The sequence below is a fragment of the Neisseria sp. HMSC073G10 genome (assembly GCF_001812605.1).
GTDB lineage: Bacteria > Pseudomonadota > Gammaproteobacteria > Burkholderiales > Neisseriaceae > Neisseria > Neisseria subflava_A.
The window spans coordinates 1-20,084 of the sequence record NZ_KV809518.1 but is presented as its reverse complement, the minus strand read 5'-3'; the positions used below and the strand labels follow the sequence as shown (position 1 = coordinate 20,084).

At 47.4% G+C, this 20,084-nt stretch carries 19 protein-coding genes; 13 read left to right on the top strand and 6 right to left on the bottom strand.

Going from position 1 to position 20,084, the window contains the following annotated elements:
* Nucleotides 1–100: 100 nt before the first annotated feature.
* Together hisB and hisC are read right to left on the bottom strand one after the other, a co-directional pair.
* Nucleotides 101–1,054 (bottom strand): imidazoleglycerol-phosphate dehydratase HisB, encoded by a 954-nt coding sequence (hisB, locus tag HMPREF2865_RS05455; protein WP_070646203.1) that lies wholly within the window; start codon nt 1,052–1,054, stop codon nt 101–103.
* Between the two features lie 19 nt (nt 1,055–1,073).
* The gene (gene hisC, locus HMPREF2865_RS05450) at nt 1,074–2,159 is read right to left on the bottom strand and encodes a histidinol-phosphate transaminase (RefSeq protein WP_070646200.1); all 1,086 of its coding nucleotides are present in this window, start codon (nt 2,157–2,159) and stop codon (nt 1,074–1,076) included.
* A 216-nt stretch (nt 2,160–2,375) separates the two neighbouring features.
* Here hisC and HMPREF2865_RS05445 point away from each other — a divergent pair, with 216 nt between their 5' ends.
* From HMPREF2865_RS05445 to rplS, 9 genes are all read left to right on the top strand, one after another.
* Complete coding sequence (locus HMPREF2865_RS05445) at nt 2,376–2,732, top strand: DUF2069 domain-containing protein (RefSeq protein WP_049336736.1); 357 nt, start codon at nt 2,376–2,378, stop codon at nt 2,730–2,732.
* Nucleotides 2,729–4,561: a PglL family O-oligosaccharyltransferase gene (locus tag HMPREF2865_RS05440; RefSeq protein ID WP_070646197.1), complete on the top strand. Its 1,833-nt coding sequence runs from the start codon at nt 2,729–2,731 to the stop codon at nt 4,559–4,561. The genes HMPREF2865_RS05445 and HMPREF2865_RS05440 overlap by 4 nt, the downstream gene beginning before the upstream one ends.
* A 206-nt stretch (nt 4,562–4,767) precedes the next feature.
* Complete coding sequence (gene misR, locus HMPREF2865_RS05435) at nt 4,768–5,445, top strand: two-component system response regulator MisR (RefSeq protein ID WP_003748666.1); 678 nt, start codon at nt 4,768–4,770, stop codon at nt 5,443–5,445.
* 15 nt (nt 5,446–5,460) lie between these two features.
* Nucleotides 5,461–6,858, top strand: coding sequence for a HAMP domain-containing sensor histidine kinase (locus HMPREF2865_RS05430; protein ID WP_049331159.1), 1,398 nt, complete (start codon nt 5,461–5,463; stop codon nt 6,856–6,858).
* A 55-nt stretch (nt 6,859–6,913) separates the two neighbouring features.
* Nucleotides 6,914–9,304, top strand: coding sequence for a bifunctional acetate--CoA ligase family protein/GNAT family N-acetyltransferase (locus HMPREF2865_RS05425; protein ID WP_070646194.1), 2,391 nt, complete (start codon nt 6,914–6,916; stop codon nt 9,302–9,304).
* 75 nt (nt 9,305–9,379) lie between these two features.
* Entirely contained in the window at nt 9,380–9,628 is a 249-nt protein-coding gene (gene rpsP / locus HMPREF2865_RS05420; RefSeq protein WP_003684452.1) for a 30S ribosomal protein S16, read from the top strand.
* 15 nt (nt 9,629–9,643) lie between these two features.
* The gene (gene rimM, locus HMPREF2865_RS05415) at nt 9,644–10,153 is read left to right on the top strand and encodes a ribosome maturation factor RimM (protein ID WP_049329569.1); all 510 of its coding nucleotides are present in this window, start codon (nt 9,644–9,646) and stop codon (nt 10,151–10,153) included.
* Complete coding sequence (gene trmD / locus HMPREF2865_RS05410) at nt 10,153–10,902, top strand: tRNA (guanosine(37)-N1)-methyltransferase TrmD (protein ID WP_070646191.1); 750 nt, start codon at nt 10,153–10,155, stop codon at nt 10,900–10,902. The genes rimM and trmD overlap by 1 nt, the downstream gene beginning before the upstream one ends.
* Before the next feature lie 14 nt (nt 10,903–10,916).
* Complete coding sequence (rplS, locus tag HMPREF2865_RS05405; RefSeq protein WP_003679470.1) at nt 10,917–11,282, top strand: 50S ribosomal protein L19; 366 nt, start codon at nt 10,917–10,919, stop codon at nt 11,280–11,282.
* A gap of 212 nt (nt 11,283–11,494) precedes the next feature.
* Here the strand turns inward: rplS and HMPREF2865_RS05395 are convergent, their stop codons facing one another.
* Nucleotides 11,495–12,904 (bottom strand): PepSY-associated TM helix domain-containing protein, encoded by a 1,410-nt coding sequence (locus HMPREF2865_RS05395; protein WP_070646185.1) that lies wholly within the window; start codon nt 12,902–12,904, stop codon nt 11,495–11,497.
* Nucleotides 12,905–13,248: 344 nt separating this feature from the next.
* Here HMPREF2865_RS05395 and greA point away from each other — a divergent pair, with 344 nt between their 5' ends.
* Both greA and HMPREF2865_RS05385 read left to right on the top strand, forming a co-directional pair.
* A complete protein-coding gene (greA, locus tag HMPREF2865_RS05390; RefSeq protein ID WP_003684304.1) occupies nt 13,249–13,725 on the top strand; it encodes a transcription elongation factor GreA in 477 nt (158 codons plus the stop codon).
* A 98-nt stretch (nt 13,726–13,823) separates the two neighbouring features.
* A complete protein-coding gene (locus tag HMPREF2865_RS05385) occupies nt 13,824–14,252 on the top strand; it encodes a DUF4149 domain-containing protein (protein ID WP_070646183.1) in 429 nt (142 codons plus the stop codon).
* A gap of 135 nt (nt 14,253–14,387) precedes the next feature.
* Here the strand turns inward: HMPREF2865_RS05385 and HMPREF2865_RS05380 are convergent, their stop codons facing one another.
* A complete protein-coding gene (locus tag HMPREF2865_RS05380; protein ID WP_070646180.1) occupies nt 14,388–15,149 on the bottom strand; it encodes an OmpA family protein in 762 nt (253 codons plus the stop codon).
* 442 nt (nt 15,150–15,591) lie between these two features.
* Here HMPREF2865_RS05380 and HMPREF2865_RS05375 point away from each other — a divergent pair, with 442 nt between their 5' ends.
* Nucleotides 15,592–16,542: a CysB family HTH-type transcriptional regulator gene (locus HMPREF2865_RS05375; RefSeq protein ID WP_070503716.1), complete on the top strand. Its 951-nt coding sequence runs from the start codon at nt 15,592–15,594 to the stop codon at nt 16,540–16,542.
* Between the two features lie 86 nt (nt 16,543–16,628).
* Here HMPREF2865_RS05375 and fnr read toward each other — a convergent pair whose 3' ends face one another.
* Complete coding sequence (gene fnr / locus HMPREF2865_RS05370) at nt 16,629–17,363, bottom strand: fumarate/nitrate reduction transcriptional regulator Fnr (protein WP_039862092.1); 735 nt, start codon at nt 17,361–17,363, stop codon at nt 16,629–16,631.
* 162 nt (nt 17,364–17,525) lie between these two features.
* Between fnr and hemN the strand changes: the two genes are divergently transcribed.
* Nucleotides 17,526–18,947: an oxygen-independent coproporphyrinogen III oxidase gene (hemN, locus tag HMPREF2865_RS05365; protein WP_070646177.1), complete on the top strand. Its 1,422-nt coding sequence runs from the start codon at nt 17,526–17,528 to the stop codon at nt 18,945–18,947.
* A gap of 154 nt (nt 18,948–19,101) precedes the next feature.
* Here hemN and HMPREF2865_RS05360 read toward each other — a convergent pair whose 3' ends face one another.
* Nucleotides 19,102–20,058 (bottom strand): IS110 family RNA-guided transposase, encoded by a 957-nt coding sequence (locus HMPREF2865_RS05360; protein ID WP_070646175.1) that lies wholly within the window; start codon nt 20,056–20,058, stop codon nt 19,102–19,104.
* Nucleotides 20,059–20,084 lie beyond the last annotated feature (26 nt).

Genomic DNA, 20,084 nt, shown 5'->3' with positions numbered 1-20,084 from the left:
TGGTTTAAAACAAAATATTGCCACTATACAAGACAAATAATAAAAGGCCGTCTGAAATCCTGATCGGTTTCAGACGGCCTTTATTCATTCACACGATGCCTTATTCTTCAGACGCGGCTTCTGCTTCTTCCTGAACAGACTCTTCGCTCAACGTGCCTTTGGTAGAAGGCGTTTGACCCATCATGCGCGGATCGTATTCGACCGCCATGCGCAAGGCGCGACCGAAGGCTTTGAAAACAGTCTCGGCTTGATGATGTGCATTACGGCCGCTCAAGTTATCGATGTGCAAGGTCATCATGCTGTGGTTCACAAGACCGTGGAAAAATTCTTCAAACAAATCAACGTCAAAACGGCCGATCAGGGCGCGGGTAAAGTCGATGTTGTACACCAAACCGGGGCGACCGGAAAGGTCGATGACTACACGGCTCAACGCTTCATCCAGCGGAACATAGGCATGGCCATAACGGGTAATGCCGGCTTTATTGCCAAGCGCTTGTTTCAGGGCCTGACCCACCACGATACCGATGTCTTCAACCGTGTGATGGTCGTCAATGTGCAAATCGCCTTTGCAGGTAATATCCAAGTCAATCAAACCATGACGCGCCACTTGGGCAAGCATATGCTCAAGAAAAGGAACGCCGGTATCCAAGCGGTATTTACCGGTACCGTCAAGATTGAGGCTGACGGTGATTTGGGTTTCGCAGGTATTGCGGGTAACGGTAACAAAACGGCCTTCGGTTGGAACACCAGCTTCGGCCACTTCGACAGTTTGTTTTTCCAAACGCGCCGCTTCAACTACTGCTTTTTCTTGATCTTTGCTGTGATCACGGTTCAGCCAGCCTTTGCGTTTGTGCATACCAGATTCCAACTTCGCAGCCAGGCTCGGACGGATGCCGCGCGCAGACTCATCGCCTGCTTGTTGTTCCAAACGGCGTTTGAGCTGAGACAAAGAGGCGGAGTTTTCATAACCGCACGCGCGTGCAAGCTTGGTCAATGAACCGGCTTCTTCAACCAGTAACAGAAAATTGGTCAAATGCAGTTGAGCTTTGTTCATAATGGTAGTTTCCTTGGAATCAAAGATTGGGGTAAAGGTTTTTAATAACGGCCAAGATGGCATCATTTTGCGCTGCCGAGCCTATGGTTATGCGGACACACTGATCCAAAAGCGGATGGCTGCCATGCAGTTTTTTAATCAGTATGCGGTTTTGCTTCAATATTTCAAACAGCTCGTTCGCATCAGGAACGCGAACAGTAATAAAGTTGGCTTCGCTCGGAAAAACTTCCAAACGGTTTAATTTCAACAATTCATTCATCACGCGCGAACGCTCGTTTTTTAATGTATCAATGTTTTGCTGAATGATTGGATGATGTTTCAATGAGAATTTTGCCGCCGCCAAGCTTAATTGATTCATATTGTAAGGCGGAAGGATTTTGGCCAATTCACCCATAATACTTGGACTTGCCGCCGCATATCCCATCCGCAAGCCTGCAAAGCCGATTTTACTGATGGTGCGCATTACAACCAGGTTTTCGACTTCACCCGCCCACGGAAGGAAGCTGTCATGATGAAACGCACCATATGCCTCATCGACAACCACAATGCCGGTAGCCGCACGAATGACCGCCTCTACTTCTTCTCGCTTAAAGCACACGCCGGTAGGATTATTGGGATAGGCAATAAAAATTAATGACGGCTGATGTTGCTCAATCGCAGACAAAACGGTAGGAAGATTTAAAGAGAAATCCGGATTTAAGGGAACACCGACATATTCCATGCCATAAAGCGCGGCATTATGACGATACATAACGAAACTTGGCTCAATACCCAATACACGCGCATTTGGTTTGGCAACCAGCATAGTCAAAAATTGGATAAGCTCGTCGGAGCCGTTACCCAATGCGATTTCCGCTTTATCGGGAATAGCGAAAACCTCCCTCAATTCTTCATAAATACCGCTCTTGGCAGTATGGGGATACAAATGAATCGGTGCCTGCTTTGCCAAATTCGCCCATTCTGACAATAAAGATTCATACCCGGCGAAAGGATGATGCGGACATTCCATGGCGTCCAACTTAATAAAACCTTCCGGCAAATCAGCAACCTGATAGGCTGTCATTACTTTAATATCATCACGGATAACATCAGCAACGCGATTCATGGTTTTCTATCCTCCTGAGATAAAGTATTTATAATAGTAGCACAATCTTTATTAAATATATATATTAATAAGACTATAAAACAAGATAAAGTTTCATTCGTTTGAAAAAAACAATAAATCCTTTCTTCAGTACCTTTAAGCAATATTCTTGGCTTATCCCGCCTTTTTAGCGGTATAATTTTAAGTTTTCCAGTACGGCTTTACGCCCTCAATATTGTGAACAATACACGCTCCCCATTACCTTATCTTGCAACTTCCATAAGCCTTATCCTGCTGATTCTGCTTTCCTTGTCATGGGAATTGTGGATCGCGCCATTGCGCGAAGGCGGCTCATGGCTGGCACTGAAAGCCCTGCCGCTGTGCCTGCCGTTGACCGGCATTTTGAAAAAACGCATCTACACTTATCAATACAGCTCCATGCTGATTCTGATTTACTTTGCCGAAGCCTGTATGCGCCTGGCAGACACAGCCGTCGCCAGCCGGATTTGCGCCGCCGTTTCCGTATTATTGTGTATTGCCTTTTTCCTCGGCTGCCTTGCATTTATCAAACAACAAAAACACACATCAAAATGACCTACCACACACTTTCAGACGGCCTGACTGAATCTTCAGTGAAAACCTTTTGGCCTTTATGGCTCAGTTTTCTTTGGATTTGCGCCGTCCCTTTTCTCTCACTCTACCGAGTCGGCCCACTGCCCAGCTTTTATTTGGAAGCCATCTCACTGAGCGGCTCATTGGTACTGACATTGATTAGCGCACACAAAGGCCTGCTGAATATCCGCCTTCCTGCACTCAGTATCGGCTTGTTTGCCATGGCCGTATTTTGGTCGCTCCAAGCGCGCCTCATGCATTCGATCTACCCCGGCATGAGTGACATCACCGCCTGGACATTTGTCATTTTGGCACTGGGCGCATGGTCGGTGCGGGGCTGGGTAGCAGCTTACGGACAGGAACGCGTCGTCAGCATCTTTGCTTGGTCTTTATTGATAGGTGCAACCATACAGGCTGCCATCGTCTGGCTGCAATTTAAAGGCTGGTCCAACGTAGAGTGGTTGAACGGCATTATTGCCCGAAGCAACGGCACCGTAAACGGCCAACTCGGCCAACGAAACCATTTGGGACATTATTTAATGTGGGGCATTTTGGCGGCATCCTATTTATGGACGGCGCGCAAAATGTCCAATGCAGCAGGTTTTCTGTTCGTATTGGCTTTGACTGCGACCCTCGGCCTTGTCAACTCGCGCACCATCTTAGGCTACATTGCCGCCCTATTCCTGATTACGCCGTTATGGTTTTGGCGTACCCGTTTCCAACACAAACGCGCACTGTGCATTTTCCTTCTGACCGCCATCCTGGCCGCCGCTTTCCAATTCGGTATGGGCAGCCTGTTGGATTTGTTTGGCAACATCAAATACGAAACCGCTGTCGAACGCGCAGGCACCAGCGGTTTTGAAGGCTCCATGCGCCAAATCGAATGGAGCAAGGCATGGATTGCTTTTCAATCCGCACCTTGGTTCGGTCACGGCTGGAACAGTTTTGCCCAGCAAACCTTCCTGATCAATGCCCAACAACAATACTTCCCCAACAATATCCTTGGCGTACTGTTTACCCATTCGCACAATATCGTCATGCAGTTATTGTCCGAAATGGGCATTGCCGGCACCTTGCTTGCAACCTTAACCCTGCTTGCAGCCGTATGGCGACTGTTGGGCCGCAACCAAACGCCGGCTTCCCTGTTTTTACTAACCGCCGCCGCCGTCAGCCTCTGCCACAGCATGCTCGAATATCCACTTTGGTATATTTATTTCCTCACCGTATTCAGCCTGATTCTGTCGCTGACACCTTCTTATCCAAAAGATGTTTCAGACGGCCCTTTATCTACTCAAATCAGGCAGTGGGCAGGCGGTATAGCCGCTTTATCGATCTTAATCGGCATGGCAAACCTCAGCTGGGAATATCAAAATCTGACCCAATATAGCCGTGTAGGGAAAACCGACGATCCGCAAACAGTCCAAAACAAAATCGACGGCTTGCAGCAGCTTTCCAAAGAAAGCCCCATGCTTGCCTATTACGCCGATTTAAGTTTGAGCAAACGTGCAGACCCGACCGATGCCTACATCCGCCCATGGGCGGAAGAGGCCGCACTCAAAGCCCTGACCTACCGCCCCTACTCCAACGCCTATCAAGTCGGCCTCTACCTCTACCGACAAGGCAAAAAAGAAGAAGGTGCGCAATGGATGCAGGCAGTGCAATATTATTATCCCTATATGATGTATTTCTACGCCGACAAAATACGCAGCCATCCGGTATTCGCCCCTCTGCTGCCCAAACTTTTGTCCGATTGCAAAGATTTCATCAATGCACCGAAACACCAAACTGCCAAATCATGTGATAAACCCTAAACAAAACTCACTCAATTGTCAGTTTGTCCTTACAGGCCGTCTGAAAATGTAAAGAGCGACAAGTTTCTATGCAAAAAAGCGCAAAAGCACAGAAAATTACGCTATCAACAAAAGCAGATTGCATGTTAAGATTGAACACAACTCTATTTTAAGCGCCGTACTGCCATTTAGTACCGCGGCGCATACAATCACGAAAAGGAAATTCCATGAGTCGCGTATTACTCGTAGATGACGATGCCCTCTTGACCGAATTGCTGACCGAATACCTGACTGCCGAAGGCCTCAACGTTCATAGCGTTCCCGACGGCGAAGCCGGCGTTCAAGAAATTCTGACCGGACAATACGATGTCGTCGTATTAGACTCCATGATGCCTAAAATGAACGGTTTGGACGTACTGAAAAACGTACGCACCCAAAGCACCGTGCCCATCATCATGCTGACCGCGAAAGGCGACGACATCGACCGCATTATCGGTCTGGAAATGGGTGCGGACGATTACGTACCGAAACCATGCACACCGCGCGAACTCTTGGCCCGCATCAACGCCATCCTGCGCCGTGCGCAACACAGCAACGAACAAAACAACGCGCCTAACAGCATTTCTGTCAGCGACGTCGTTTTGTACCCGGCCAAACGCCAAGCCAGCATCAAAGACACTCCGCTCGAGTTGACCAGCACCGAATTCAACCTGCTCGAAGTTTTGATGCGCCACGCCGGACAAGTCGTCAGCAAAGAGACCCTGTCTATCGAGGCACTCGACCGCAAACTAGCTAAATTTGACCGCAGCATCGACGTACACATCTCCAGCATCCGCCACAAATTGGGCGATGCTTCCCTGATTCAAACTGTACGTGGCTTAGGCTACCTGTTTGTTAAAAACTAAAGATTAAACAGATCAATGAAACTGTTTCAACGCATCTTCGCCACATTTTGCGCAGTTATCGTCTGCGCAATCTTTGTGGCGAGTTTTTCATTTTGGCTGGTACAAAACACCCTCGCCGAAAACCAATTCAACCAACGCCGCACCATCGAAACCACATTGATGAGCAGCATCATCTCCGCGTTCAACTCACGCGGAGACAGCGGTGCGCGTGAAATTCTTTCCGAATGGAAAAACAATCCGGTTTCCAATGCCGTTTATGTGATTACCGGCGACGATAAAAAAGATATTTTAGGCCGCAATATCGACAGCCTGTCCATCGAACGCGCCCGCATCTTTGCCATCAACAATCCCGAATCCGATTTAGCCCACATCGAATACGACCGTTTCGGCGAAGAATACCTCTTCTTCATTAAAGGCTGGGACAACCATCAAGCCCAACGCCTGCCCAGCCCGCTTTTCATTCCCGGCCTGCCGCTCTCACCGATTTGGCACGAATTTATCATTCTGTCTTTCATCATCATCGTCGGCCTCTTGATGGCATATATCCTTGCCAACAACATCACCAAGCCCATTAAAATTCTTGGTGGCGGCATGGACAGGGTAGCCAATGGCGAACTCGAAACCCGCATTTCCCAGCAAGTTGACGACCGTGACGACGAATTGTCCCACCTTGCCGTGCAGTTCGACAAAATGGCCGAGAAACTGGAAAAACTTGTTGCCAAAGAGCGCCACCTGCTTCACCACGTTTCTCATGAAATGCGCTCGCCGCTGGCACGTATGCAGGCGATTGTCGGCCTGATTCAATCTCAGCCGCAAAAACAAGAGCAATACCTCAAGCGCCTTGAAGGCGAATTGGTACGCATGGATACTCTGGTCGGCGAATTGTTGACCCTATCCCGCTTGGAAACTTCCAATATTCCTTTGGAAAAAGAAAACCTCAAACTCGTTCCGTTCTTAACCAACTTGATTGAGGACAACCAAAGCATTGCCCACCAAAACAACCAAAGCGTTACCCTGAGCATTGATCCAAAAATCCCCGAAAATGCCGTAGTCAGCGCCAACGAAGGCTATCTATACCGCGCCTTTGACAACGTTATCCGCAATGCCATCAATTACAGTCCGGAAGGCAGCACCATTCAAACCCATATCGGACAAGACGGCAAAAACTGGATTATCGATGTTACCGACAACGGGCCTGGCGTGGACGAAATGCAACTTCCGCATATTTTCACTGCCTTTTATCGCGCCGACTCCAGCGCGCACAAACCCGGTACAGGTTTAGGGCTTGCCTTGACGCAGCACATTATGGAACAGCACTGCGGTAAAATCATTGCTGAAAATGTCAAACCCAACGGCCTGAGGATGCGTTTTATCCTTCCCAAAAAGAAAGCCGGAGACAAAAAAGAAGTCTAAAAATAAGGCCGTCTGAAACTTTTCAGACGGCCAAAAACACAAATAAGGAACCATCATGAGTGCAACCGTCCAAACCGGCTACTTCTTCATGCCTGAACACATCATCCTCGTCGGCGCCAGCGAACGTCCGCACAGCCTTGGCGAACGCATTTTCAGCCATCTGCTCGGTTCCTCATATCAAGGCAAAATCACCCCCGTCAATCTTCGACACAGCAGTGTCGCAGGTATTCCCTCCTACTCCAACCTCAGCAAAATCCCGGGCCAAGCCGATTTGGTTGTTGCCGTTATCCCGCCCGACCATTATGACTCGCTGTTCAAAGCCTGCCGTAAAAAAGACCTGCGCCACATTATCCTGATTCAAGATTGGGAAAACCTGCCACCCGAATCCTGTAAAAACGCCCGTTCCATCATTCAAAAATATCACGGCGATAAATTGAATATCACCGTGTGTAACAGCGCAGGCATCCAACTCCCCTCACTCAACCTCAACATCGGCACCCAAACTGACTATCCGGCCGGCCATATCGCGTTACTGACCGGCCACAGCACCGTCAGCCGCAACATCAACCACCTGCTGAACACGCTGCACCAAGGCGTATCACGCCACATCAGCCTCAACTATGACCTAAGTCCTACCACGTCTGCCGACTGGCTCAACCGCTTCGGCCACAACCGCCATACCAAAGTTGCCGTGATCCACTACAATCCGGCCGAAAACCAACGCGAGCTGTTCAGTGCCATCCGCCACTTTACACGCCACACCCCGCTTATCCTGTTGTCCACACACCATACCGACGACACAGACAAAGCCATCCTGCGCAGCCTCAGCCGCCATTGCAATTTCCAACCGGTATTCAATACCGCCGAACTGGAAGCAGCCCTAAAAGCCCACCTTTCCGGCATTCCCGTCATTACCAACCCCACCATTCTGTCCGACACGCCGATAGAATGGCTGCGAAGTACCGCCAATGCCTGCGAATTGACCCTCGACCTCCCAACCGATGCACCATCCATCCGACAAGGCTGCATCGGCAGCAACCCCACACCTGCACGCATCCACCGTCTGGCGCTAGAACAATTACAAAATCCGCATACTCAAGCCCTGCTCGGCATTATTTCGCCAGATACGCCGGATGCGTACAGCATTCATCAAACTCTAGATAATTTGGCACAAAAAACCAGCAAGCCCATTCTCGTCAGCTATCGTTTTTCAGACGGTCTGACTCGGTTTAACACGCCGGAAGAGGCCTTACTGACACTTTATTTCCGCAATCAAACCGCCTATTTGCAACAAGTACAAAATACCCCTGCCCCAGCCAAAACAGGCCGTCTGAAAACACCTAAAAGCAAAAATATTGATAAAGCCATTGCATCCAGCCAAACTGAACTGATGGCGGAGGCCCTATACCTGCCTCCGTGCCAAACCCAAAAACACAATGCCGTCCAGTTCCGGTCCAGCCGCCATGCCATTTACGGCAACATCCTTACCGCCCATTACAATGGCAAAGCCGAAGCCGCATTACCTCCCTTTACCACACTCGATATCCAGCGTTTAAGCCAGTTTGCAGAACTCGACAACACTTCCGTTCTCAATCAATTCCTGCACTCCCTAAACACGCTTATCCACAACAACCAGCATATCGGCAACATTATCCTCAACTACAACGGCAGCCAATACAGCAGTACCATCATTCCCGAAATCGTGGAAAAACCTGTTGCACCAACAACCAAAATCCCAAAAAAAGCCGTCCAAACCTTGGAACAGGCCGCCGCCAAAATGCAAAGCGCCGCCGCCTATCTCCAACAAAAAAATCCGGCCGCAGCCGAATTCCTACGCAACACCGGCGAAGCCGCTTCCGAACTGCTGCACCCTAAAACCGAAACGCCCGAGATACAAAACGTACTCGCACCCTATCCGAGCCAAACCGATACCTTTACCCTGCCCGACGGCAACACACTGCACATCCGCGCACTAGAGCCTGAAGATGCCGAAGCCAAACAAAAATTTGTCCGCCAATTACCCGCGGCCGACCGCTATACGCGCTTCATGACCCATACCAACGAGTTGCCGCTGCCCACACTCGCACGGCTTACTCGCCCTGATTTCCATACCGAATGCGCGTGGGCAGCCTTCGCTTCAGACGGCCGTATCGTCGCAGTCAGCCGCTACAGCCGCATCAATCGCAATGAGTGCGAGTTCGGCATTACTTTAGCGCCTGAAGCACGCAAAACCGGCTTAGCTGGCAAAATGATGAGCCTTATTATCCAAACTGCCACACAGCAAGGTTACCAAACCATGAATGCGGAAATCCTCAAAGAAAACACACCGATGCTCAAACTCGCTGAAAAATCAGGATTTACCGTTACCCCATCGGAAACCGACCGCGGCCTGTATCAAGCCAACCTCGATTTGAATGAATGGCAAAACAGCAACAAAAACAAATAAAAACTTGCATAACCCGTGTGAAATATCCTAAAATTAGCGGTTTCTATATATCCGCATTTTTCAAAAGGACTCAAAATGGTAGTTATCCGTTTGGCTCGCGGCGGCTCAAAACACCGCCCTTTCTTCAACGTAGTCGTAACTGACTCTCGCAACCGTCGTGACGGCCGCTTCATCGAGCGCGTAGGTTTCTACAACCCCGTTGCCAACGAAAAACAAGAACGCGTACGTTTCGACGCAGACCGCATCAACCATTGGGTTGCTCAAGGCGCGAAAGTTAGCGACGCAGTTGCCAAACTGATTAAAGAGCAAAAAATCGCTGCTTAATCAGCCGAAACGACCATGACAGACACTCAAAAACGGGTAGCCATGGGCTACATCAAAGGTGTATTCGGCATTAAAGGCTGGCTTAAAATTGCCGCCAATACCGAATATACCGACAGCCTGCTGGACTACCCCGAGTGGCAGTTGTGCAAGGATGGCAAAACCCTGAATGTTGTGCTTGAGGCAGGTAAAATTGTCAATGGCGAACTTCAGGTCAAATTTGAAGGTATAGACGATCGCGACCAAGCCTTTGCCTTGCGCGGCTATACCATCGAAATCCCCAGAGAGTCATTCGCCCCTACTGAGGAAGACGAATACTACTGGGCAGATTTAGTCGGCATGACCGTCATCAACAAAGAAAACATCGTTCTCGGCAAAGTCAGCAACCTGATGGAAACCGGTGCAAATGATGTTTTGATGATTAAAGGCGAACATGGACAAATCCTGATTCCCTTTGTCTCCAACTATATCGAATCTGTCGATACCGACAGCAAAACCATTATTGCCGACTGGGGTTTGGACTACTGATGCTGATTCAAGCCATCACCATTTTCCCGGAGATGTTCGACAGCATTGTCGAATATGGCGTTACAGGCAGAGCAAGAAAACAAAATCTTTGGCAGTTTCAAGCCATCAATCCCCGAAAATTTGCCGACAACAAACTTGGCTATATCGACGATCGCCCCTTCGGAGGTGGTCCGGGAATGATTATGATGGCGCCGCCGCTTCAATCTGCAATCGAAGAAGCCAAAGCAAACTCGCAAAAACCTGCCAAAGTAATTTATCTCAGTCCGCAAGGTCGGCCGCTGACGCATAAAAAGGCCGCAGAACTTGCCGAACTGCCCCATCTTATTCTTCTATGCGGACGCTATGAAGGCATAGATGAAAGACTGCTGCAAAGCAGTGTGGACGAAGAAATCAGCATTGGCGACTTTGTCGTCTCGGGCGGTGAATTACCCGCTATGATGTTGATGGATGCCGTCTTAAGATTGGTACCGGGTGTATTGGGCGATATACAGTCAGCTGAACAAGACTCATTTTCAGACGGCCTTTTAGATTGTCCTCATTACACCAAACCCGTAGAATTCCAAGGCATGATGGTTCCTGATGTCTTACGTTCAGGAAATCATGGCTTGATTGCCGAGTGGCGATTGAAACAATCTCTACAACGCACTTTAGAGCGCCGACCCGATTTATTGGAAAAGCGCAGTTTAATCCCAAAGGAATCCCGCCTCTTAAAAGAAATCTTGCAAGAGCAACAGGAAATCCAATCATAACTTAGGAAAAACAAATGAACTTGATTCAACAATTAGAGCAAGAAGAAATCGCTCGCTTGAACAAAGAAATCCCTGAATTCGCTCCAGGCGACACCGTTGTCGTATCTGTACGCGTGGTTGAGGGTTCTCGCAGCCGTCTGCAAGCATACGAAGGTGTTGTTATCGCTCGCCGCAACCGTGGCCTGAACAGCAACTTCATCGTTCGCAAAATCTCTAGCGGCGAAGGTGTAGAACGTACTTTCCAACTGTACTCTCCTACCGTAGAAAAAATCGAAGTTAAACGCCGTGGTGACGTACGTCGCGCCAAACTGTACTACTTGCGTGGTCTGACCGGTAAAGCAGCTCGCATTAAAGAAAAATTGCCTGCTCGCAAAGGTTAATAGCCTTCATCAAAAACCCACTTCAATGAAGTGGGTTTTTTGTTTTTATACAAAAACTCCTTGTCTTTCTTACACCAATCCTGCAAGCCAACCACCATCTCCATTTCACATATAAACTTAAACAGAATCGTAACTTCCCTACCTCTTTTAACCTTTATACAAAAGGCCGTCTGAAACAAAAGATTCAGACGGCCTTTAATCATATCGGACGGTTATTTAAACCATCTTGCCAATGCTGGAATACGCGACAACAACAGTGTATCCAAAATCCAAATCACAGCGATTGCGGCTATGGCTGTTGGGAAAATCACAGCCAAAATCAGAAGTGGTACAGCCATTGCCCACCATACCGGCAATTTTATTTTCTGCGCAGGAGGAACCAAACCACGTGCTTCCGAAGGACGGCGTTTCCACCACATCACACAGCCGCTGACGCAGATGAAGATGACCGCCAAACAGAACAAAACGTTCGCCAGCACGCTCCACCAACCCATCGTGCCGATATGCAGCGCAATGCTGACCGCCATGAATTTACCGAAAAAGTTGTAATCGTCGTAATGGATGTCGGCAAGGACTTTGCCGCTGTATTGATCGATGTGTACCGTGCGGTCGGCGGTCGGACTGGGCATATCGTAGCTCATCGAGTCCTGAGACAGCGTCCACACGCCCGTTTCGCCTTTAGGCAAATTAAGCTTGTAGCGGCCTTCAAAACCGATTTCGCGGGCAAAGCGGTCAACCGTTTCCAAAGTCATCGGTTCGCTCGGATTGATGCCGTTTTCGCCCTTCGTCGTACCAGAAACAGGCATAGGCGTAAGCTCCAGAACCCATGGCACTTCTTTGATTTTACCGTCGTTCAACACATCGCCGTGGGTCGGCACGGTAGATACAGGGTTCGGTTCGACGCCCCATTTACCGGCAGGGAATTGGCTCCAAGACTGAACCAACTTACCACCCCAAATTCCCGCCCAAGCAACGCCCGACAGGCAGAACAGTAATAGAAGCAAAGAAACCCAAGTGCCGAATGCGCCGTGCATGCTACGCCACCATGTGCGTCCTTTGCCTGCTTTCGGCACAAGCATGGATTTCAGGCTGCGCTGTTTCGCCCACCACAAATAAATCCCCGTGATTATCAGCAGGATGGTCAGCGACGCGGCAGTTTCCAGCAGATAGTCGCCTACCGGACCGATCATCATATCGCCATGGATTTCGTCCATGATGTGATACCAGCCTTCATTGCGCGGCGTTGAATTGACGACCTTCGCCGTATAGGGATCAATGGCAACCATAGCAGCTTTATCGTCATTGTTCACGCGGAATACGGCAACCATATCATCTGCGCGCGGCGCAATATATTGCACCACAGAGGCAGTTTCCGGATTCACAAACTGTCTGGCAGCTTCAGCCTGAGCCGACAAAGGCTGCACTTGCGCCTGCGGCGCAACATGTATGCGTTCGCCTTCTTTACCGGTGATATTGGCAAATAGCAGCATTCCCAACCCTGTAACAGCCAGCAGGGTTAAAAACGGCGCAACCAAAAGTCCGGCATAAAAATGCCATCGCCAAACAGTCAAATAACGGCGGTTAGCTCGTTGTTCATTTTGGGAAGTTGGTTTTTTTTCCATATTTTCTCTTCATATAGTTAAAGAAGACTAATCACTACGGATTAGCATCAGGTATTTTAATCAAAAACATTCATTTAAGAAATCGTTTTTCCAATGCAGCTTTGAAATACTTCAATATTTAGTTTTCAGGCCGTCTGAAAAAACAAAATAGACAGAAAACAACACTTTACTGAAAATCCGTTTTAATCATTGCGGTTTCGGCAAAATTTGGTAGAATACGAGCATTACTTATTTATTTATCAAGCCGCCAAGCTTTGGCGGCTTGTATTTTTATTTTCAATCCGGCTACCGCGCGTGGCCGGATAAAATTTTAAAAGCATCATCATGCTTTCATGGAGAACTCAATGCAAAAAATCCCTTTGACCGTCCGTGGTGCAGAATTATTGAAACAAGAACTTCAACACCTCAAAAGCGTAGCACGTCCAGAAGTCATTGAAGCCATCGCCGAAGCACGTTCGCACGGCGACTTGTCTGAAAACGCAGAATACGAAGCCGCCAAAGAGCGTCAAGGCTTTATCGAAGGCCGCATCGCCGAGTTGGAACACAAACTCTCTATGGCGCACATCATCAACCCTGCCGAAATCCACGCCGAAGGCAAAATCGTATTCGGCACAACTGTGACACTGGAAGATTTGGAAACTGAAGAACAAGTTACCTACCAGATCGTCGGTGAAGATGAAGCAGACATTAAAGAACGCAAAATCTACGTTGGTTCCCCCATTGCCCGCGCCCTGATCGGCAAAGAAGAAGGCGACGTTGCAGAAGTTCAAGCACCCGGCGGCGTACGTGAATATGACATCATTGCCGTGCAATATATTTAAATAAACAAAAGGCCGTCTGAAAACATTTTCAGACGGCCTTTTGTTGTACCTAAAAACACCATAATCAAAGAAAGTGAAATCCTCCCAGGAGAAACATAATGAATCTACCGTACAAAATTATCCAAACCGCTGCCGCTATGTGGCTCGGTATGCAACTGACCGCAGGCTATGTTACCGTCCCGATCCTATTCCGCCTTCTGCCTAAAATGCAGGCAGGAGAAATTGCCGGCATTTTGTTTGCCATTACAGCGATATGTGGCTTAGTTATTTTTGGCGCAGCCTATGCCTTTTTCAGAAAACAGCTGGCCTCACTTTCTTGGTGGATATTGGTACTTTGGCTACTCTTAGCCTGTAATCATCTTTTGGTTACGCCGGTTATCGAGGCACACAAGTACGGACTAGATAACTGGTTACTGTCCCTAGTAGGTGGAACATTCGGCGTTTGGCACGGCTTATCCAGTATCATCTTTTTGATTTGTACAATACTCGCCGCTGTTTGCGTATGGAAATGGCCCAAGTCAAACTAATCTGTCTTAATAAAAGGCCGTCTGAAAATAAGTCTTTCAGACGGCCTTTTATTTTGAATCATGAATTCCCCGACTCTTCAAATATAAACCATAAAAAAATGCCCTGCATATTGCAGGGCATTTTTCAAAAACCGATTAAGGTTTAGCGTAACCGTGAACGCCATTGTAAGGAGCTGGGATCCAACCTTCATCAGTAGCAGGCAATTCGCCTTGACCTTCGATAGTTTGGCCTGGAGCAACTTGACGAGTAACAACGCTGCGGATTTTAACATCAACGCGACGGTCAGGTTCGATACAAGCGATAAGAGCAGCACGTTTCTTAGCTTTAGAAACTTTTTTGCCCAGTTTAGCAACTTCAGCTTCACAAGTAGCAGTCATGCGAGCTTGAGATTCGCCCAGACCTACTGCAGAGATTTTGCTAGAAGCAACGCCACGACCTACCAAGTAGTTAGCAACTACGTTAGCACGACGCTCAGACAGAGCTTGGTTGTATTGCTCAGAACCCATGAAGTCAGTGTGACCTTCAACACGTACAGTTTGTACGCTTTCGTTGCTCAGGCGTTGAGCCAAAGAGTCCAGGTTTTCTTGAGCTTCAGGACGCAGGTTGTCTTTGTCGAAGCCGAACAGAGTTTTAGTAGACAGAGAAACAGTTTCATCAACATACTCAGGAGCTTGTTGTACAGGAGCAACTGCTTCGCGGTCACCACATTCAACACGGCCTTCGGTAGCTTTGTCGAAGTAGCTGTTTTTCCAGCATTCGCCGTAGTTGTTACGGACGATTTCTTGAGATTGGCTGCTTACGGTGTAACCGTGTTTGGTGTGCGCTTCGCTGGCCATAGCGGTGCCAGAGGCAACCAAGGCAACGAACAATGCGCTTAATTTCAGCTGTTTGGTCATTTTATTCCCTCATCAAATTGTTATGCGGCGGACTAGGAAAGCAACCGCTGCAAAGTACCAATATACAGGCCGCAGTATCAAAACAGCGGCAAATCGGATATATCAGGTTGCACTATAAAGAAGCGCAAGGCAAACTGTCAATACTCGATGCCTTCAAACAATCATGAAGTGCCTGCTTCCTAGTAGTTAATCATGCCGAAAAATCAATCTTGTGTCATTAATTTAGGGCAAAATCAGACAATTCACCCACCTAAAGTTGTACAAAAACAACAAAACCCCTTTCCCTCTTCTTTCCTGAATTTCCTGTTTTCATATCATTAAAAGATATTTTCATTAAAAACAACCATTTTCAAAACTCGGGGCAAAACTGGGCAAAATATGTTAAATTACATGCCGTTTGTCGCACAAAATCCACAATAACAACGTATTCGGTACTGCTACCATGAAACTACAACAATTACGTTATGCCCTTGAAGTTTACCGGCACAATCTGAATGTCTCCGAGGCTGCCGATGCGCTTTTTACATCCCAGCCCGGCATTTCCAAACAAATCCGCCTGCTTGAAGAAGAATTGGGTATCCAAATTTTTATCCGCAGCGGCAAGCGTGTGGTTTCCGTTTCGCAACCGGGCAAAGCCGTGTTAGAAATTTCGGAACGAATTTTGCGTGATGTACAGAACATTAAAAATATCGGCAGCGAATTTACCGATCATGACAGTGGCTCCCTGACCATTGCCACGACGCACACCCAAGCGCGTTATGCATTACCTAAAATCGTTGCGGAATTTGTGAAAAACTATCCTAAAGTCAATTTGACCATCAAACAAGGCAGCCCTTCTGCCATTGCGCAAATGGTCAGCAGCGGCGAAGCGGATTTGGCAATTATTACCGAACGCATTGACGATCACCCCGAGTTGGGCAAACTACCCTGCTATGAATGGAACCATGCCGTCATTGTTCCGCACGACCACCCTCTTTTGGACTGCCGCAATCCTTTAAGCCTTGAAGATTTAGCTTCTTTTCCGCTGGTTACTTACGAATTTGCTTTTAATTCCGGCAGTAGCATTGCGCGTACATTTAATAAAGCGCATATTGAGCAACCTGATGTTGCCTTATCGGCTGCCGATACAGATGTATTGAAGACGTATGTCCGCTTAGGCTTGGGCGTTGGTTTGATGGCGAAAATGGCGTACGATCCCGTTGTCGATCAAGATTTACAGCTGATTGATGCGGCACACTTATTTGAACCGTCGCCCACTTGGATAGCCTTACGCACCGATACCTACCTGCGCGGTTACGCGTATGACTTTATCCAGATGTTTGCACCGAAACTGACCAGAGAAGTAGTCGATCGCATTCTGTACACGCCGGTTGTTGAAGATTTTTCAATTTAAAATCTGACTATCACTTTCGTAACTTAACAATTATTCTTTAATTCTTGTTAAAAAGGCCGTCTGAAATATTTCAGACGGCCTAAGATTCAGATAGCGTGCGAACAACCGGAAACCATTTTCTTCAAAGTCGTCGCATCTAGGATTTTGATGTGCTTGTGTTCAACCGAAATCAAGCCTTCATGATGGAATTTAGACAAGGTGCGGCTGACTGTTTCCAGTTTCAGCCCCAAATAGCTGCCAATTTCCTCACGCGACATTCGCAAGATAAAATCATTGGCGGCAAAACCTCGTGAATAGAGACGCTGGGACAAGTTGAGCAAGAATGCCGCCAATCGCTCTTCAGCGCGCATATTGCCCAAAAGCAACATAACGCCCTGATCTCGAACAATTTCGCGGCTCATCAAGCGGAAAAAGTGAGAACGGAGGCTGGGAATATCCTGACCGAGTTCTTCAATATGTGTAAACGGAAGCTCGCATACCTCGCTGTCTTCCAAAGCCACAGCATCACAGCTGTGAATATGGGAACAAATCCCATCCATACCGATCAGCTCGCCCGACATAAAAAAGCCGGTTACCTGATCTCGTCCATCTTGGCTGGCGACTGTTGTCTTAAAGAAGCCCGCACGGATGGCAAACAAAGAGGTAAACGGCTCGCCGGCACGGAACAGGTATTCACCTTTTTTCAGACGGCGGCTTTGACGAATAACCGCGTCTAATTGTGAAAATTCGTTAGGCATCAGTCCGACAGGCAAACACAGCTCGCGTAAAGAACATGTGGAACACAAGGTTTTCATTTGATGTGTTGCATTGTGTGTAGCCATAACGCACCTTTAATTTGCTTAGTTCTCTCAATCCCTGATTAAGCCGAATAACTATTGACCCATGTCAAAGTCGGCATATCATTATGAGGCATTCTACCAAACTATCGAAATTTTGACTAAAATTTTCCCTAATTTCCTTACTTCATACTACAAGCCCCGACCATGAAAATCATCCCTATCTCAAATAATACGAACACAAACAATGAATTACCGGAATTCGACCGTGAACTGATTGCCAGTTTGCCGTCAAGCGGTCCACGTTATACATCCTATCCGACCGCCGACCGCTTCCATGAAGGCTTTAAAGAAGCCGAATATATCCAAGCTTTAAACCTGCGCAACATGGGCGCGCTCAACAAACCCCTTTCGCTCTACATCCACATTCCCTTCTGCAATACCATCTGCTATTACTGCGGCTGCAATAAAATCATTACCAAAGACAAAAGCCGTGCCGATGCCTATATCCAATATCTGGAAAAAGAAATGGAGTTGCTGGCACCACATTTAGGCGGACGACACCAGCTTGCACAACTCCACTTCGGCGGCGGCACGCCGACATTCCTAAGCGACGACCAACTCGAACGCGTCTTCGAAATGATCCGAAAATACTTCCAGCTCATCCCCAACGGCGAATACTCCATCGAAATCGACCCGCGCAAAGTCAGCCGCGAAACCGTCCTCAAACTGGGCAAACTCGGTTTCAACCGCATGAGTGTCGGCATTCAAGACTTTGACCCTAAAGTGCAGGAAGCGGTCAACCGCATTCAAAGTTATGAAGAAACTAAAGAAGTAATTGATGCCGCGCGTGAAGCCGGATTTAAATCGGTCAGCGTCGATTTGATTTACGGCCTGCCGCACCAAAACACCGAAAGCATCAAAACTACCATCGATACGGTCTTATCCCTCGATCCCGACCGCCTCGCCCTTTACCACTACGCCCACCTGCCGCATATCTTCAAACCGCAACGCCGTATCGACACTAATGTCGTTCCCAGCAGCGAAGAAAAACTCGATATGCTGCAATATTGCGTCCAAACCCTGACTGAGCGCGGCTACGTTTTCATCGGCATGGACCATTTTGCCAAACCTGACGACGAGCTCTCCATCGCCCTCAAAGAAGGCTTCCTGCAACGCAACTTCCAAGGCTACTCGACCTATGCCGACTGCGACTTGGTGGCGATCGGCGTGTCCTCTATCGGCAAAATCGGCAGCACCTACTCCCAAAACGAGCGCGACATCGATGCCTATTACGCCGCACTCAATGCCGGACATCTGCCGATTATGCGCGGCTACCAGCTCAATCAAGACGATATTTTGCGCCGCAACATCATTCAGGATTTAATGTGCCGCTTCTCGCTTGATTATCAAATTTACGAAAGCGTGTTCGGCATTCCGTTTAGCCGCTATTTTGTAGCGGAACTGGAAGATATGAAGCAACTGGAAACCCTCGGTCTGGTTCGTCTCAAACCGCACGGCCTGACCGTTACGCCGAAGGGCCGTTTCCTGATCCGCAACATCGCTATGGTGTTCGACTACCATCTGCGCCATAAAGAAACCAAAGCCAAATACTCGCAAACCGTATAAACAGAAATGGAAAAGATGATATATTGACCTGTCAATTATTAAAATAAGTTAATTTCTTATGTTTCTGTTTTCAATAGGTATTTTGTTATTGCATTTTCAACAGAAACGACAAAGAACGGCTGTTTTTACAGCCGTTTTGTTTTGTATAAATTCGTTAAACCGTCTGATGGCGCGCTTTATCAAACGGCTTTTTAGTCTTGTGTATATAAAAGGCAATTTTTGCCAATTTTCGCATTAATGCAACGATGATTATCATCTTAGGCTTTTTTGCCTCTTCCAAATTTCTGACAAGTTGAGGAAATGCATTCATGCGATAGGCAACAAGGGCAGGCATAAACAAGGCGCGTTTTAATTGCCGGTGTCCGTATCGACTCAATCTACCTTTTTTATTGACACTTGTCCCTGATTGTTCAATTTTTGGACTTAGGCCGGCAAAGGCTACAAATTTATTCGCTGTTTCAAAATTTTTATCTGTCAGGTGTCTTAGCAAGATCACTGCGGTTTCTTTTCCTATTGCCGGGATGGTTTGCAGGTTTTGATATTCGATATTTAGGCTTTCTTTCTGCTTTATCATGCCTTCTATCCGCTTTGATGTCTGATCTATTTTTTCTTCAAGTAGTTCTATGATTGCTTCATGGGTTGATTTTATGTAGATGTCTGTTGCGGTATGCAACCTGTTTTGTGTTTCTTTTTGATGTTCCTTGAGTTGTTGTAGCAGATTTATCAGTTTGTAGAGTGTTGGATTTTCAGACGGCCTAAAAGGTGTCAGTTTGTCTAAATGGCGGTTTGCAAATTCGGCGATAAGTTTTGAATCTGCTTTATCTGTTTTGGTATGGCTAAACTGACTTTTTGCGTATTCTTTGATTTTCAAGGGATTAATAACAAAAATCGTATATAGCGCGCTCAAATATTCTGCCGCCTGTTCGTAGTAAATACCCGTTGCTTCCATACTTATGGCAATTTTTCTAATTCGTTTTGTTTTTATCCAATTAATCAGATTCTCAAATCCTTCTGTATTGTTGTATATTTTTATATAGTCTTTGCTTCCTTTAGTTGTAATCAATGTTGCGTCTATCGTGTCTTTAGATACGTCCAACCCTATGACATTCATTTCATTTTCCTTATTTATTCAGCCTG

Excerpts from the sequence above, each read along its gene's own strand:
- greA (WP_003684304.1), top strand. The coding sequence starts at position 13,249 with ATGCAAAAAATCCCTTTGACCGTCCGTGGTGCAGAATTATTGAAACAA.
- HMPREF2865_RS05360 (WP_070646175.1), bottom strand. The coding sequence starts at position 20,058 with ATGAATGTCATAGGGTTGGACGTATCTAAAGACACGATAGACGCAACA.
- HMPREF2865_RS05380 (WP_070646180.1), bottom strand. The coding sequence starts at position 15,149 with ATGACCAAACAGCTGAAATTAAGCGCATTGTTCGTTGCCTTGGTTGCC.
- HMPREF2865_RS05375 (WP_070503716.1), top strand. The coding sequence starts at position 15,592 with ATGAAACTACAACAATTACGTTATGCCCTTGAAGTTTACCGGCACAAT.
- HMPREF2865_RS05425 (WP_070646194.1), top strand. The coding sequence starts at position 6,914 with ATGAGTGCAACCGTCCAAACCGGCTACTTCTTCATGCCTGAACACATC.
- hisC (WP_070646200.1), bottom strand. The coding sequence starts at position 2,159 with ATGAATCGCGTTGCTGATGTTATCCGTGATGATATTAAAGTAATGACA.
- fnr (WP_039862092.1), bottom strand. The coding sequence starts at position 17,363 with ATGGCTACACACAATGCAACACATCAAATGAAAACCTTGTGTTCCACA.
- HMPREF2865_RS05395 (WP_070646185.1), bottom strand. The coding sequence starts at position 12,904 with ATGGAAAAAAAACCAACTTCCCAAAATGAACAACGAGCTAACCGCCGT.
- rpsP (WP_003684452.1), top strand. The coding sequence starts at position 9,380 with ATGGTAGTTATCCGTTTGGCTCGCGGCGGCTCAAAACACCGCCCTTTC.
- misR (WP_003748666.1), top strand. The coding sequence starts at position 4,768 with ATGAGTCGCGTATTACTCGTAGATGACGATGCCCTCTTGACCGAATTG.
- hemN (WP_070646177.1), top strand. The coding sequence starts at position 17,526 with ATGAAAATCATCCCTATCTCAAATAATACGAACACAAACAATGAATTA.
- rplS (WP_003679470.1), top strand. The coding sequence starts at position 10,917 with ATGAACTTGATTCAACAATTAGAGCAAGAAGAAATCGCTCGCTTGAAC.
- HMPREF2865_RS05440 (WP_070646197.1), top strand. The coding sequence starts at position 2,729 with ATGACCTACCACACACTTTCAGACGGCCTGACTGAATCTTCAGTGAAA.
- trmD (WP_070646191.1), top strand. The coding sequence starts at position 10,153 with ATGCTGATTCAAGCCATCACCATTTTCCCGGAGATGTTCGACAGCATT.
- HMPREF2865_RS05385 (WP_070646183.1), top strand. The coding sequence starts at position 13,824 with ATGAATCTACCGTACAAAATTATCCAAACCGCTGCCGCTATGTGGCTC.
- rimM (WP_049329569.1), top strand. The coding sequence starts at position 9,644 with ATGACAGACACTCAAAAACGGGTAGCCATGGGCTACATCAAAGGTGTA.
- hisB (WP_070646203.1), bottom strand. The coding sequence starts at position 1,054 with ATGAACAAAGCTCAACTGCATTTGACCAATTTTCTGTTACTGGTTGAA.
- HMPREF2865_RS05430 (WP_049331159.1), top strand. The coding sequence starts at position 5,461 with ATGAAACTGTTTCAACGCATCTTCGCCACATTTTGCGCAGTTATCGTC.